11 protein-coding genes and 1 riboswitch are annotated in these 13,927 nt (G+C 59.2%); of the genes, 5 read left to right on the top strand and 6 right to left on the bottom strand.

The features are described from left to right. The first annotated feature begins 25 nt into the window (after positions 1-25). Complete coding sequence (locus tag HSW_RS19355) at positions 26-1,033, top strand: M28 family peptidase (protein ID WP_044003360.1); 1,008 nt, start codon at positions 26-28, stop codon at positions 1,031-1,033. Between the two features lie 143 nt (positions 1,034-1,176). Here the strand turns inward: HSW_RS19355 and HSW_RS19350 are convergent, their stop codons facing one another. Together HSW_RS19350 and HSW_RS19345 are read right to left on the bottom strand one after the other, a co-directional pair. Further along, positions 1,177-1,698, bottom strand: coding sequence for a GNAT family N-acetyltransferase (locus HSW_RS19350; RefSeq protein ID WP_052346636.1), 522 nt, complete (start codon positions 1,696-1,698; stop codon positions 1,177-1,179). 13 nt (positions 1,699-1,711) lie between these two features. Then, on the bottom strand, positions 1,712-2,614 hold the full coding sequence (locus tag HSW_RS19345) for a S66 peptidase family protein (protein ID WP_044003359.1): 903 nt from the start codon (positions 2,612-2,614) through the stop codon (positions 1,712-1,714). A gap of 138 nt (positions 2,615-2,752) precedes the next feature. Here HSW_RS19345 and HSW_RS23130 point away from each other — a divergent pair, with 138 nt between their 5' ends. Together HSW_RS23130 and HSW_RS23125 are read left to right on the top strand one after the other, a co-directional pair. Further along, a complete protein-coding gene (locus HSW_RS23130) occupies positions 2,753-3,979 on the top strand; it encodes an alpha/beta hydrolase (RefSeq protein ID WP_052346635.1) in 1,227 nt (408 codons plus the stop codon). A 77-nt stretch (positions 3,980-4,056) separates the two neighbouring features. Beyond that, entirely contained in the window at positions 4,057-5,217 is a 1,161-nt protein-coding gene (locus tag HSW_RS23125; protein WP_052346634.1) for an alpha/beta hydrolase, read from the top strand. 197 nt (positions 5,218-5,414) lie between these two features. Here the strand turns inward: HSW_RS23125 and HSW_RS19330 are convergent, their stop codons facing one another. The 4 genes from HSW_RS19330 to HSW_RS19315 all read right to left on the bottom strand — a co-directional run bounded on the left by HSW_RS19330 (position 5,415) and on the right by HSW_RS19315 (position 10,489). Beyond that, entirely contained in the window at positions 5,415-6,683 is a 1,269-nt protein-coding gene (locus HSW_RS19330; RefSeq protein ID WP_052346633.1) for a homoserine dehydrogenase, read from the bottom strand. Further along, a complete protein-coding gene (gene metX, locus HSW_RS19325) occupies positions 6,673-7,710 on the bottom strand; it encodes a homoserine O-acetyltransferase MetX (protein ID WP_052346632.1) in 1,038 nt (345 codons plus the stop codon). Before metX ends, HSW_RS19330 begins: the two co-directional genes overlap by 11 nt. A gap of 253 nt (positions 7,711-7,963) precedes the next feature. Further along, complete coding sequence (locus tag HSW_RS19320) at positions 7,964-9,346, bottom strand: O-acetylhomoserine aminocarboxypropyltransferase/cysteine synthase family protein (RefSeq protein WP_044003356.1); 1,383 nt, start codon at positions 9,344-9,346, stop codon at positions 7,964-7,966. Between the two features lie 391 nt (positions 9,347-9,737). Then, a riboswitch (SAM riboswitch) is annotated at positions 9,738-9,851 on the bottom strand. Positions 9,852-10,195: 344 nt separating this feature from the next. Beyond that, positions 10,196-10,489: a LysM peptidoglycan-binding domain-containing protein gene (locus tag HSW_RS19315; protein WP_044003355.1), complete on the bottom strand. Its 294-nt coding sequence runs from the start codon at positions 10,487-10,489 to the stop codon at positions 10,196-10,198. A 241-nt stretch (positions 10,490-10,730) separates the two neighbouring features. On the opposite strand from HSW_RS19315, the gene HSW_RS19310 reads away from it, so the two are divergent. Both HSW_RS19310 and HSW_RS19305 read left to right on the top strand, forming a co-directional pair. Beyond that, positions 10,731-11,150 carry a lipocalin family protein gene (locus tag HSW_RS19310; RefSeq protein WP_044003354.1) on the top strand — a complete coding sequence of 140 codons (420 nt, stop codon included), beginning with the start codon at positions 10,731-10,733 and terminating at the stop codon, positions 11,148-11,150. Between the two features lie 178 nt (positions 11,151-11,328). Beyond that, the gene (locus tag HSW_RS19305; RefSeq protein WP_044003353.1) at positions 11,329-13,920 is read left to right on the top strand and encodes an erythromycin esterase family protein; all 2,592 of its coding nucleotides are present in this window, start codon (positions 11,329-11,331) and stop codon (positions 13,918-13,920) included. Positions 13,921-13,927 lie beyond the last annotated feature (7 nt).

The raw sequence follows: 13,927 nt of genomic DNA, 5'->3' as shown, positions 1-13,927 counted from the left end.
CATGACATTCTTTCCTTCACCTGATATGAATCTCTTCCGCCTTGCCCCGGCTGCCCTGGCCAGTCTGTTACTGCTCACGGCGTGTCCCGCCAAGAAAGACACCGCCGAAACTACCGATGCCGCCACTGCTGCCGGGCCCAAGACGCCGGATTTCAATGCCGACTCGGCCTACGCGTTTACGGCCCGGCAGGTAGCCTTCGGGCCGCGCGTGCCCAACACTTTGGCCCACGTCCAAACCGGCGACTGGATCATCCGGAAATTCAAGGAAGCTGGCCTGACGGTGAAGGAACAGCCGTTCGAGGCTATGGCTTTTGATGGCAAAATGCTCAAGTCGCGCAACATCATTGCGCAGTACATGCCTCAGGCTCCGCGCCGGGTGGCCATTTTTGCCCACTGGGATACCCGGCCTTTTGCCGACAAGGATAAGGACAAGAAGAATGCGCCCCTCGATGGGGCGTCTGACGGGGCCAGCGGCGTGGCGGTAGCCCTGGAAATGGCCCGGGTGCTGGGCGCGCAGCAGGACAGTCTGGCTCCCGGCGTCGGGGTCGATTTTATTTTGTTCGACTCGGAGGACTACGGCTACGACGGCAGCACGCAGGGCGAGAAGAAGAACCTGCTCGGCAGCCAGGAGACTTGGTGCCTGGGCTCCCAGTACTGGGCCAAAAACCTGCTACCGGCCAACTACAAGCCCAATTACGGCATCCTGCTGGATATGGTAGGAGCCAAGGGCGGCAAGTTCAGCCGGGAAGAGCTGTCCCGCCAGAAGGCTCGCGACGTGGTGGATAAAGTGTGGAATACAGCGGCTGAGCTGGGCTTTTCCGACAATTTCCTGTTTGCCGATGGCTACGGCATCACCGATGACCACGTTTTCACCAACCAGGCCGGTATCCGCACCATCGACATCATCGACTTTCTGCCCAACGGCGAGTTTCAGCCCTACCACCACACCACCCAGGACAACATGAGCATCATCGACCGGCGCACCCTCAAAGCCGTGGGCCAGACGCTACTCACGGTGCTGTACAGTGAATAATGAATCAAGGCCATAAGCCCAAAAAGGCCCTGCTGACCGACGTGAGCAGGGCCTTTTTTGTTGCCACTAGCAGAGGAAGTGAAGCCACTGACTTCTGTAGCAGAAGTCAAATATCCAGCGCTTTTTCCTGCTCGAAAAGGTGGCTATGCCAGTAGCTTATAATAGACCACGGTGGGCTGCAGAGCCCCGCTGGGCACGCGGGCAAACGCTGGAATAGCCCCGGCGGCCGTATAACCCAGGCCCTGATAGAGTAACTCGGAACCGGCACCCTGCAACGTGTCCAGCACCAGCGTGGAGCGCTTGTGTTCCCGGGCCAGCTGCTCCACAGCCTGCATCAGGCGGCGGCCAATACCCTGGCGCTGAGCCTTGCGGTGAACCAGCAGCTTGGATACTTCGGCGCGGTGCAGGCCGTTGGCTTTGGTTGCGAGATGCAGCTGCACGGTACCCAGCACCGCCCCATTTTCCTCCGCCACCAGCAGCAGAACCTGGCCCGCAGGCAGCGCCGCCCCGATGCCGTTCCAGTACTCCAGGGCCTCGTCAGTAGCCAGGGGCGGCAGAAAACCAACGGAAGCTTCCGCGTCTACGGCGTCCTGCAACAACTCAACCAGGCTGGCGAGGTGCAGGGAAAACTCTTGAGCAGGGAGAAGCCGGATGTCAGTAGTCATGGGCGAAACAGGATTATACGTAGCTGAGCTGAGTGCCTTGGGCATCAACTACCAGACGGGCTGGCCGGCCCACAATCAGGGCTTGGTTGGTGGGCTCATGTCCTACCGGAAAGCCGTGAGCTACCGGGAAATTATAGTGCGTGGCGTAGTGGTTGATGATTTCACCTGGACTCTGACCGTAAGGCACGGTATTGTCCTGAGGGTTGGTAAAGTGGCCGACGACCAGCCCAGCCAGTCCGGCCAGTTTGCCCGTACGGTCCAAGTGTACCAGCATCCGGTCAATGGCATACAGGTACTCATCAATATCCTCCAGAAACAGGATGCGGCCGGCCGTGGGCACATCCGACTGCGTGCCGGTGAGGGTTTGCAGAATGCTCAGGTTGCCGCCCACCAGCTCACCGGTAGCCGTACCGAACTGGTTGAGCGGGTGCGCCGGGGCCGCGTAGCTGATTTCCTCCCCAAACAAGGCCCGGCGCAGACTTTCCAGCGAATCGGAGCCGCCCTCTAGGTGAAACAGCAGCGGCATTACGCCGTGGATGCTTTGGTGGCCGCGCCGCAGCAAGTGGCAGTTGAGGGTGGTAATATCGGAGAAGCCGGCAATCCATTTCGGCTCCTGAGCAAACCGGCTGAAGTCGATACCGTCGATGATGCGGGTGGTACCGTAGCCGCCCCGGGCGCACAGAATGGCGCGTATTTCGGGGTTGTCAAGCTGTTGCTGGAAGTCCTGGCGGCGCACTTCGTCGTCTCCCCCGAACTGATGATGCGCTACGTTAGTACTGGTGCCCAGCACCACGCGCAGGTTCCAGCTTTCGAGGGTGGCTACGGCCGCCGCGAGTTCCTCGTGCGAGGCTTTGCGGGCAGGACACACAATGGCAACCTGGTCGCCGGGTTGGAGTGGAGGAGGAGTGGTAGGCATAAAACGTAGCAGCTTAGTGCGTAAACCTACTCAACCGCGTCGCGTATTGCTTCCTGACTTGACTGCAAGAGCAGAAAAAGTAAATTATTTTCTGAAAGAATTATATTTAATATTGTCTAAGTCAAATTGTCCCGTCAGATGAAAAAACTTCTCCTTGCCCTCGTACTCCTCTGGCTATGGAACCCGGGAACGGGAGCCGCTCAAACCCGGATTGATACCACCGGCGGCCGTTACTACCGCCCCATCTTCGCCACGGTTACCCGCACGCAGGATGTAACGTACGGCGCGGCTACCGACTTCCTGGGCAACAATCAGAATCTGCGGCTGGATGTGTACCAGCCCGTTGGTGATACGGTACGTCGTCGGCCGCTGCTGGTGTTTGCGCACGGCGGCGGATTTGTGTCGGGGAACAGGAGTGACGCCGAAATAGTGGAGCTCTGTACCCGCTTTGCGCGCATGGGCTACGTCACGGCCAGCATCGACTACCGCTTGCTGTTTCTGCCTTTCGATACTGTGAATATCGGCCGGGCTGCTATCCGGGCTACGCAGGATATGCGCGCGGCCGTGCGCTTCTTTCGTCGGGACGCGGCTACCACTAGAGCGTACCGTATTCATCCGGGCTTTATTTACGCTGGCGGCTCGTCGGCGGGGGCCTTCATGGCTCTGCAAACCGGATATCTGGACAAGGATTCGGAAGTGCCCGCCTACCTCGGGCTGGCCGCCCTGGGTGGACTGGAAGGTAGCAGCGGCAACCCCGGCTACGCCAGCAACGTGCAGGGCGTTATCAATCTGTGCGGGGCTTTGGGCCGTCCGTGGTGGATTGAGGCCGGTAATGTGCCCTTCGTGAGCCTGCATGGTACTGCCGATGCGGTGGTACCCTACGGTGCTGGTACCGTGGGAAGCGGCCTTCCTCCCCAGAAGGTGTACGGCAGCGCTGTGCTGAAAGTACGGGCCACGGCAGTAGGAGTAGTCAATCCGTTGTACACCTTTAAAGGGGCCGGCCATGTGCCCTACAACGGCAGCAGTGCCACGGCCGCGGCGTATCTGGATACTACCACGCGTTTCGTGCGCGACTTTCTGCGGCCGTTGCTGCGGCAGCCGGCGACGGTTACGGCGGTAAAAGCCAGTGCTGCCACGGCTCCGCAGGTATTCCCGGTGCCGGCTACCGACGCCATCCGGGTGCAGTGGCCCGCCGCGCAGCTGTTTCGGCGGCAGCCGGCCGAGCTGCTGGATGTTACCGGCCGCATAGTGCGCCGCCTCCGGTGGGAGCAGCCGGAACTGCTGGTGCTACGCGAAAACCTGCCTGCTGGTACCTATCTGTTGCGCACCGAAGGGCTGGCTTCGCGCCGGGTGGTATTTGACTAGAGTCGGCGACAAAGTTTCCGCCGCTGGGTAGCAACGCAGTATCTTTGTACCGGCCTGATCTGGAGGGGCTGTTACGGATGAAATATTACCTGCTGGTACTGCTGGCGCTTTGTCTACTGCCCCTGACCACCTGGGCGCAGAAAGCCCCGGTTGATACTACCCGGGGCCGCTACCACCGGCCGGTTTTCCGGCAGGTGCAGGTACGCCACGACGTGGAATTTGCCCACGTCACGACCATGCTAGGCCTGCCCCAGACGCTGTACATGGATGTGTACGAACCGGTGGGCGACACGGTACGTCGCCGGCCGCTGGTGGTGCTGGCCCACGAAGGCGGCTTCCTCACCGGCACCCGCGACGATGCTGTCATGACAGCTCTCTGCACCCGCCTGGCCCGCCTCGGCTACGTCACGGCCACTATCGATTACCGCCTCTACTTCTTTCCGTTTGATACCGTGGGCATTGGGCGGGCGGCTATTCGGGCCACCCAGGATATGCGGGCGGCTGTGCGCTTTTTCCGTCACGATGCTGCTACGGCCAAGCGGTTTCGGGTACATCCGCAGTACGTATTTGTGGGCGGCTCGTCGGCCGGTGGATTCATGGCTTTGCAAACCGGCTACCTCAATAAACCCTCGGAAGTACCCGCCTACCTTGATATTGCCGCGCTGGGCGGTCTGGAAGGTAACGGCGGCAACGCGGGCTACAGCAGCCGCCCGCGTGGAGTGGTAAACTTGTGCGGTGCCCTGGCCCGGGCCAACTGGCTGGAAGCCGGCGACCCGCCCCTGTGCAGCGTGCACGGCACCCGCGACGGACTGGTACCCTACGCCAAAGGTACCATTGGGGCGCAATTGCCGGCCCAGCTGGTGTACGGCAGCGGAGCATTGCGCGTGCGCGCTAATGCCGTGGGCGTGCCTAATGTACTGCGCCGGTTGCGTGGAGCGGGCCACGTCCCGTACTCCTTCGAGCCCACGTACATCGACTCCGCTTTCTTCGCCGTGCGCGACTTCCTACGGCCGTTGCTAGGGACTGGCGCGCCCGGACCTCTGCTGGCGGCAGCCCTCAATCCCCGCCGCGAAGCGCAGACTACGGCTTTACTACTGCCCCGTCGCCCTATGGTACAGCTTCCGCCTGCGCCGGCTCTGGTCTGGCAACCTAATCTGCTGAAAGCTGCCCCTGATTCGGTGCGGCAGCCGGCCCCGGTTGCTCCGGAGGCTACAGGTGCCGCCGCGCCGCCAGAGTAGTGGGGAGTCTTTGCTTCGCGTATTGTTTGGTGTTATTGAGCTGACATCGTTTGGCGCTACGCGAAGTAAATTCTTTACACTACAGACTGGTTGACCCATGCAAAAGCCCCTGACGTCGGAGCGACATCAAGGGCTTTTGCATAGGTTAGGGGCAAGAGTTGCGGGCAGGGTAGGTTAGCGGCGCAGCCCTTCAGGCGCTAAGCCGAAACCTCGGCCACCAGCTCGTCGGTGCTGACGGGGCGAAGGCGGCCGGTGCGCACGATAAACGCGCCGTATTTACGCAGCGTGTCACGGTGCCGAATGAGGTTGGCCAAGGCCACGTAGCCCACTACGTACTCATCTTCATCGGCTTCCTCGGAAATCTCACTGAAATCGAGTAGATCAATGATGCGGTCCTCATCGGTGCGCAGGTAAATTTCCACTTCCAGGTCGGAGGCGTATTCCGGCGCTTCGGCAACTTTAGGATACTGGTAGGCGAAACCCTGACGCAGCGCGGCCAGATCGGCCAGTACGGCCGAGCCGGTAGGGTGCCCGCCGGCCCCGCGGCCCCGCAAAAACTGCTCGCCGGCGAAATCGGCCTCAATCACCACGCCGTTGAACTCGTGGTCCACGGTGTACAGCGGCGACTCGGGGCCCACCAGCTGTGGGGTCACCAGCACCGTCACGCGGCCGTCGGGCAGGCGCTGGAGGCCGGCCACCACCTTAATTTTCTGGCCCTGACTGGCAGCAAAAGCAATATCCACCGCGCTGATGCCCTCAATGCCCAGGTTCAGCACCTGCTCGGGGTCGAGGAAAGCGCCATAGGCGTGAGCGGCCAGCAGCACAGCTTTGGAGCGCGGGTCAAAGGCACCCATATCCAGTGACGGGTCGGTTTCGGCGAAGCCCTGCTGCTGGGCTTCCACCAGAGCCGGCGCATAGTCGGAGCCTTCTTCGCCCATCCGGGTCAGCACGTAGTTGGAGGAGCCGTTCAGGATGCCCGTGAGGCGGCGTAGTGGCTCGGCCCCGAAATAGGCATCAAGGGTGCGGATAACTGGAATGCTGCCGCACACGGCCGCTTCGTACAGCAATGTGCCCCGGCCTTCACGCTGGAGCTGTACCAACGCGGGCAGATGGCGAGCCAGCATGGCTTTGTTGGCCGTGACAACCCGGCGGCCCCGGCGCAGAGCCTCGCTTACCAGCCGGAAAGCAGTATCCGCGTCGTCAATTACCTCTACCAGCACATCCAGCGAGTCGTCGGCTAGCAACGAATCGGCATCGAACTCAAACCGCTCTGCGGGCAGGCTTCGCACTTTGCCCGGCGTTTTTACGACAATGCGGCCGATGGTGAAACCTGCCTCGGGGCGTTGTTGCAGAATATCGTACAAGCCCTGACCCACGCAGCCGAAGCCGATCAGGCCCACGCGCCACGGCTGGGCCGCCGAAACGGAAACGGTAGATACAGGAGCAGTGGCAGTGTTAGTGGACATACGTCTGGACGTAGAATCGTTCGAGGAAGTGGGTGATTTGGGCGGTTTCAATCAGAAACCCATCGTGGCCGTACCGGGAATCCATTTCGGCGTACATAGCCCCCCGGATGTAGCGGGCCAGCAACTGTTGCTCCGAAGGCGGAAACAGCACGTCAGAGGTAATGCCGAGCACCAGCGTGCGGGCCCGAATGCGGCCCAGGGCCGCCTGCACGCCGCCCCGCCCCCGACCAACGTGGTGCGTATCCATAGCCCGCGACAGAGTTACGTAGCTATAGGCATTGAAGCGGGCTACCAGCTTATCACCTTGATACCGCTGGTAGGAGCTGGCCAGGAAATCGTCGAGCTTTTCGTCGTCGACATCGGTTTGGGTCTGGCCGTAGGCATCGTGGCTGCGGTAGCTGAGCAAAGCCACCGCCCGGGCCGCCCGTAAGCCGGCCGCCCCGCCAGCCGGCGTGGCTTCGTGGTAAGTAGCATCGGCGAAGATGGCCAGCCGCTGCGCTTCATTGAAGGCAATGCCCCACGCCGAGTGCCGGGCGCTGGTAGCTAGCAGTACCAGATTGTCAAATAGTTCCGGCCGCTGCACAGCCCATTCCACGGCCTGCTGTCCGCCCAGGGACCCGCCGAGCAGCGTATGCACCCGGCCCAGAGCCAGATGTTCCCGTAGGGCCTCATGCACCGCCACCATATCCCGGATGGTTACCAACGGGAAATGCTGAAAAGTGGCCTCACCCGTTGCCGGATCAGGCGTAAGCGGGCCGGTAGTGCCGTAGCAGGAGCCAAGCACATTGGCACATACAATAAACCAGTCCTGTGGATCGAAGTGACAGCCTGACCCTACCAGCCCGGGCCACCAGTCTAGCACGTCGGAGTTGGCAGTGAGGGCATGGCACACCCACACCACATTGTCGCGGGAGGAGTTGAGGCGGCCGTAAGTGTGGTACGTCACCTCTACCCGAGGCAACACGGCTCCGTTTTCCAGCCGCAGCGGCCGGGGCAAACGAAACACATGGGATTCTGCGGAAGGCATTGGGGGAGAATTATGAGTGATGAATTAGGAGAGTTGAGTGATGAATGATGAAATGGGGCTTTGCGTGGATGGGTTGGGCTGCCAATTCATCATTCATCACTCATAATTCAACTCTCAGAAAAAGGTGCGGGCGACTTGATTCCGGGGCTTCCTCTCTCACGAAAAGCTCCGGCGTACGCCCGCCGCCACATGCTGGAAGGTGCTAGCCTGGCCGCTCTCTCACCTGCGGCCGGACGATAACCCCTCTCAAGTTTTACACTTCCAGCGGTGCAGCGTGTTCAGTTTCGGGTTCGGGCAGTAGGGTGCCTTCGGCAGTATTGGGCGTGGCGGCGTTGCGCACCGCATCGAAAGCCTGCTGCAAATCGGCGCGGATATCGTCAAAGTGCTCAATACCTACCGACAGACGCAGCAGCGTGGGCAGTACGCCGGCCGCGCGCTGCTCTTCATCGGAAAGCTGCTGGTGGGTAGTAGCCGAGGGCTGGATAATGAGCGTCTTGGCGTCGCCCACGTTGGCCAAGTGGCTCACGAGTTTCAGGTTGTCGATGAATTGGGTGGCGGTTTCCTTGCTGCCTTTGATGGCGAAGGTGAGCACGCCGCCGTAGCCGCGCTTCAGATATTTCTGGGCCAGCTTGTGGTAGGGGCTGCTGGGCAGGCCGGGGTAGTTGACAGCTTCCACCTGCGGATGCTGCTCCAGCCAGGTAGCCACCCGCAACGCATTTTCCACGGTACGCTCTACCCGCAGGCTCAGTGTTTCGAGGCCCTGCAGCAGCAGGAAGGAGTTGAACGGGCTCTGCGAAGGACCGAAGTCCCGCAAGCCTTCTACCCGGGCCCGGATGATGAAGGCAATGTTGCCGAACGGGCCGTTCTTGCCGAACACATCGTTGAAAATCAGCCCATGGTAGCCGTCGGATGGCTCCGTGAACTGCGGGAACTTGCCGTTGCCGAAGTCGTAGGTGCCGCCGTCCACAATCACGCCGCCCACGCTGGTGCCGTGGCCTCCAATCCACTTCGTAGCCGATTCCACCACGATGCTGGCGCCGTGCTCCAGGGGCCGGAACAGGTAGCCACCCGCCCCGAAGGTATTATCCACGATAAGCGGCAAGTCGTGCTTGTTGGCAATGGCGGCAATGGCCTCGAAATCCGGAATGCTGAAGCTGGGATTACCAATGGTTTCTAGGTAGATGGCCTTAGTCTTCTCGTCGATCAGGGCTTCAAACTTGGAGGGCTGGTCCCCGTCGGCAAAGCGCACCTCAATGCCCAGGCGCTTGAAGGCCACCTTGAACTGGTTATAGGTGCCGCCGTACAGGTGCGTGGTGCTCACGAAGTTGTCGCCGGCCTGCAGGATGTTGTTGAGGGCAATGAACTGGGCCGCCTGCCCCGACGATACCGCTAAAGCCGCTACGCCGCCTTCCAGGGCCGCCACGCGCTGCTCAAATACGTCGGTGGTAGGGTTCATTAGGCGGGTGTAGATATTGCCGAACTCCTTCAGGGCAAACAGGTTAGCGCCGTGCTCGGCGTTCTTGAACACGTAGCTGGTGGTCTGATGAATCGGCACGGCGCGGGAGCCGGTTATGGGGTCAGGCTGCTGGCCGGCGTGGAGTTGGAGCGTCTCGAAGTGGAAGTTCTGCGTGGACATGATGAGGCTGATTTAGAAGGCGTTGGGATATCGGAAGAAGGAGCGCAAACCGCTGGAAAAAGCCTGCCTGAGTGAGGCAGGAATCACATCAAAACCACCGAAAAATGCTGGATGCAAGGCGGTTAGAATGCGGTGGGGCTGCCGGGTGCCGGAAGTCGGCACCACCGGTCAGAGCCGGGATAAAAAAAGGAGGAGGGGAGGCTGCGTAGCCGGACTCAGGCTAGCAACAGCAACAACACGCGCTGCAACAGCCACGCATTCGCATTCGGTAGGTGGCCAGAGCGGCAACTGGGGAAACGCGGAAACCCCACGGCGAAGCGGCAGACCCGAAGGTAGCCGGAGCGGTGGGGACGAACTGGGCGAAAGTGGGGGCGTTGTGCATGGTACTCCTGGGTTATATGCCCCGCCGCCAAATGGCTGGTCGGGTAGGAATTGGCACCTTTCGCGCGGTCGAAGGTTGCCAGTGGGTCAGGGAGCCTATTCTCTCGCCACTTCTGTATAAATCCTATGAAAACTTCCTCGTCGCTAACGAAGGAGTACCGGGTTGGTGTTGCAAAGGTAGCAGCGTATTTTTGAGATATGCAAGCTGCATGAAAAATATTTATTCCCGGCTGGCCCTTTGTTAGCCGGGCGAACTGTTGATTGTATAGGATTGATAGAGAAACAATTGTCAGGTGCGTTGTACTTGTAGTGGCCCGTTTGCTGCGAAGTAGAAAGTAAACAGGCGGGTTATCAGCCCTTACTTACTCGTGTATCAGGCGACTAAAAACTACTGTCTTCAACCTTATATAAACAGCAAAAAGGCCGCCTTTGTAAGGCTGCCTTTTTGAATATTACCAAGAAGTTGATCTAGCTTACAGCTTTGGGTAGCGTAAGTACCTGGCCTACCTCAATTTTGTCGGGGTCAGAGCCGATAATGGCTTTGTTGGCTTCGTAAATCTGGTGCCATTTGGAGCCGTCGCCGTAATGGTTGCGAGCAATTTTGGAAAGGGAATCACCGCTTACTACCGTGTAGGTTTCACCGGCGGCGGCTGTTTTATCAGCGTTGCCGAAGAAATCCGTGGCACCACCGGCAGCCGGTTTTGCGGCGGGTTCAACCGGTTTTTTTTCGCCTTCGTTGGAGAGAAAATCGAACAGTCCCATAAGATGTAGATGCGTTAAGAGGAAAAGAGGGGAAAGAAGTGACGGACTGCAGCAGGGCGGGGGCGTCAGGGTGTCTTACGCCGTGGTAAGCAATTGGTTGTACAACCCATCGATTCTGTACGGTTGAGGTTTGAAAGCAGCGAACATCTTATTGGCTGACCCCGTAAGAGGCGCTGTAATGGCCCTGAAAATGGGTTGTGCCTTACCCTGCTACTTTCTTCACCTTACTTCTTTCTCCCCCATGAAAACCCTGACCTCCCCTTTCCGCCTTCTGGCCAGCCTGCTTGTCTTATTGGTGCTCTTCACTGCTGCTTCCTGCGGTAGCAAAGAAGGCAAAGTAGAAGGTGTAAATATGCTGTATGGTGCTACCAGCAAAGTGTGGAAAACCGATAAAGAGCTAAGTGCCACCGGCGACAAAGTAAAGCAAACCGATGCTCAGGAAGACGAGCGGATTACCTTCTTTGCCAACGGCCAGTACAACATGACTTCGCCCGCTGGCGCGGTAAATGGTAAATACGACTTCAACCAGGCCGGCAAAACCATTACGATGACGCCCGACGGTGCTGCCCAAAGCAACACGTTTACTGTAGTAACGCTCACTGATGATAAGCTCACGCTAAAGAGCGACGCTGGTGCTGAACTGCGCCTGGAAAAAGAATAAGCGGCGTCAAGCTGCCCGATCTTTCACAAGAATCGCCCTGTTGCATTTGCGGCAGGGCGATTTTTTGTACCATAAATCCTGGTGGAAAGAAGTGGGGGCTACTCCTGTGACAGGGCCAGAATGCCGCAAAAGGTTATAGCTTGCCAGCCGGTCTATCTCTTCTCTTTATCTTATTCGCATGTTCGTGCCTATCCGCCAATTGGCGCTGCTCAGCATACTGCTTTTGCTCAGCAGCTCCGTCCGCACGCTGGCTCAGTCTGCCCCGGCTACTACTACCCAAGCTCTGCCTGTGCATGCAGTGCGTACGATTGATCCGGCTGATACCAATTTCTCAGATTTGGACTTCCTCCGCCAGGAAATTGGCGGTGCGCGGGTGGTAATGCTCGGCGAGCCGACGCATGGCGTCGGGACGGTTACGCAGGCGAAAATCAGGCTGATACGATTTCTGCAGGAGCGGATGGGTTTTACTACTGTGGCGTTTGAAAGCGGCTTCTACGCACTGGACCGCGCCGAGCGCGAAGTTCAGACGGGCGCGCCGGCCTCGACTGCTACTATGGCTTCGGTATATCCGGTCTGGACGGAAACGGAGGAGTTTCAGGCCCTGCTGCCGCTGCTGGGAAAGAATGGGCTGCGTGTAGCCGGTTTTGACTCGCAGATTGGGTGGGGTAATGATGAGATGCTGGAGGAGCTGGAAAACTTCCTGAAGCCTGAAAAAGGAGCAGATGGCATTGCCTACGATTATCTGGACGAATGCCTGAGTATGATGGGGGAACAAAACATATTTCCGCCTTCTCATCAGATTGTGCTGTTTAACATGCAGCTGGGTAAAGTCCGTAAGATACTGGAAAGGATAGGGGCTGGCCCCGATGCCAAACGGCGGGAGCGGGCCGCGTTCTGGCTACAGCATATACGCAGCGTACAGGCGCTGGCGCACGATTACACTACCAACGACCCCGCCGCTAAGGATTCCGCCGACTTTAAAGCTGCTGACAGCAATGCCCGCGACGCGCAGATGGCCGACAACCTGCTGTGGTATCTGCGCCAGCACCCTCAGGAAAAGGTACTGTGTTGGGGTGCCATCGGGCATTTGTCGGGCAAGGTGAGTAGTCTGGAAAACGCTGAACTGAAGCAGTTCAAACCGATGGGCCAGATCGTGAAAGCGGCTTTGGGTGAGGACGCGGTATACGTACTCAGTACACTGGCCGGTAGCGGCGCCCATGGCTTCGGTTACTGGGGCAGGCACCAGACTGTCCCGCTGCCTGCCCCGGGCACGTTGGAAGCCAATCTGCTGGCCCAGGGGCAAGAGTACAGTTTCGTCAGCCTGAAGCACGATGCGCCGGGCCGCCGCCTGACCACATACGCTTTCGAATTTCTGCCAATTTCCGGCCTCTGGAGTGAGGCCATTGATGGACTTTTATATTTGAAATCCATCCAGCCGCCTCATGCGGCCACGTCAACAGTGGCTGTACTGCAGCCAGCAACTCCAGTTTCCTTCGCAGATATGCCGTCGGCTAAGCTGGGGCAGCAGAACGCGGCCCTTCGCCCGCCTGTCAAAACCGGGACAGCTCTTGCCCTCAGCGGTACGGTGCTCGACCGCAAAACGGGGAAACCGGTACCCTTCGCCACGGTGGCTGTACCCGCCCGCAGCGCCGGCACTGTAACAGATGCCCAGGGCCGGTTCCGGCTGGCAGTGGGCCGGGGCGAACTGGTGCAGGTAAGCAGCATTGGCTACGAGCCCGCTATGCTGCCGGTGCAGAGCGCCACTGCCCTGAGTGTACAACTCGTGCCTGCTGCTTTTGCGCTGGCCGATGTACATGTGATTGCTCAGTCGCAGGATCCGAAACGCATCATGAAAAAGGTGATTAGGGCCATCGAAAAGAACTACGAGCAGCAGGACTATGTGCAGCAAACCTACACGCACCGCCGTATCATGGGGTTTGACACGTTACGTCACGAGGTAGAATATACGGGTCAGGAATGGACACCTGCTGAGTACCACCACTGGGCGGGCGGCTTCCTGATGCTGGAAAAACGGCCCATAAAGCGGGTACAGGAAAAACGGACAATAACCGGGGGAGTAGATGGCCGCGTGTACAGTGAGCCAGGCCATGGTTTTTCCGGAGGCTTCGATCCGGTGCGGGTTTCTCCGCTGTTCAAAGCCGCTACTGTAAGTAAATTTCGGTTGCAGCTGGATAGCATTGAGCAACGCGGTGGAGAAACCTACTACGTCCTCAGCTTTGCGGCCAAACGCGCCAGCCACCGTGCCACCGGAATGGGGTTTGTAAAAGGCTATTCCGGTAAGCTGTACGTGCGGCAGCAGGATTACGCAATAACGCGCTATGAAAGCCTTTGGCAGCACGATACGGTGGAAGTAAACGCCATAGCGCACAAATACTATGGCACCAAAAGCAGCCTGCGCAATTACTTTTCTGCCGTATTTGAGGACCACCGAACCACCCACGTAGTCACATATCAGCGCAGCAGCGCTGGCCGCTACTACGCTGCCACTAGCATAGCCCAATCGGTGGAGACGGGGCATGTACTGGGCCGACAGCCGTTCTACAACCAGAAAACCTGCGACGTATACTATACGCCGCCGATAGTGGTGCCGGCGGCTGAGGTACCCGACGTAAAAGCGCGCCCGGAACTGAGTGGGGGCAGTACCGGTATCTGGCAGCTCTCCAAAGCCACCTACCACCCCGAGTTCTGGCAAACCTACCAACGTCCCGCGCCCGCCGCGCCGGCCCCAACGCTGGAAGCCGGTAACTAAAACGGGT

It is taken from the genome of Hymenobacter swuensis DY53 (assembly GCF_000576555.1).
Taxonomy (GTDB): Bacteria; Bacteroidota; Bacteroidia; order Cytophagales; family Hymenobacteraceae; genus Hymenobacter; species Hymenobacter swuensis.
The sequence above is the reverse complement of the archived record's forward strand: the minus strand, read 5'-3'. Positions and strand labels throughout refer to the sequence as shown.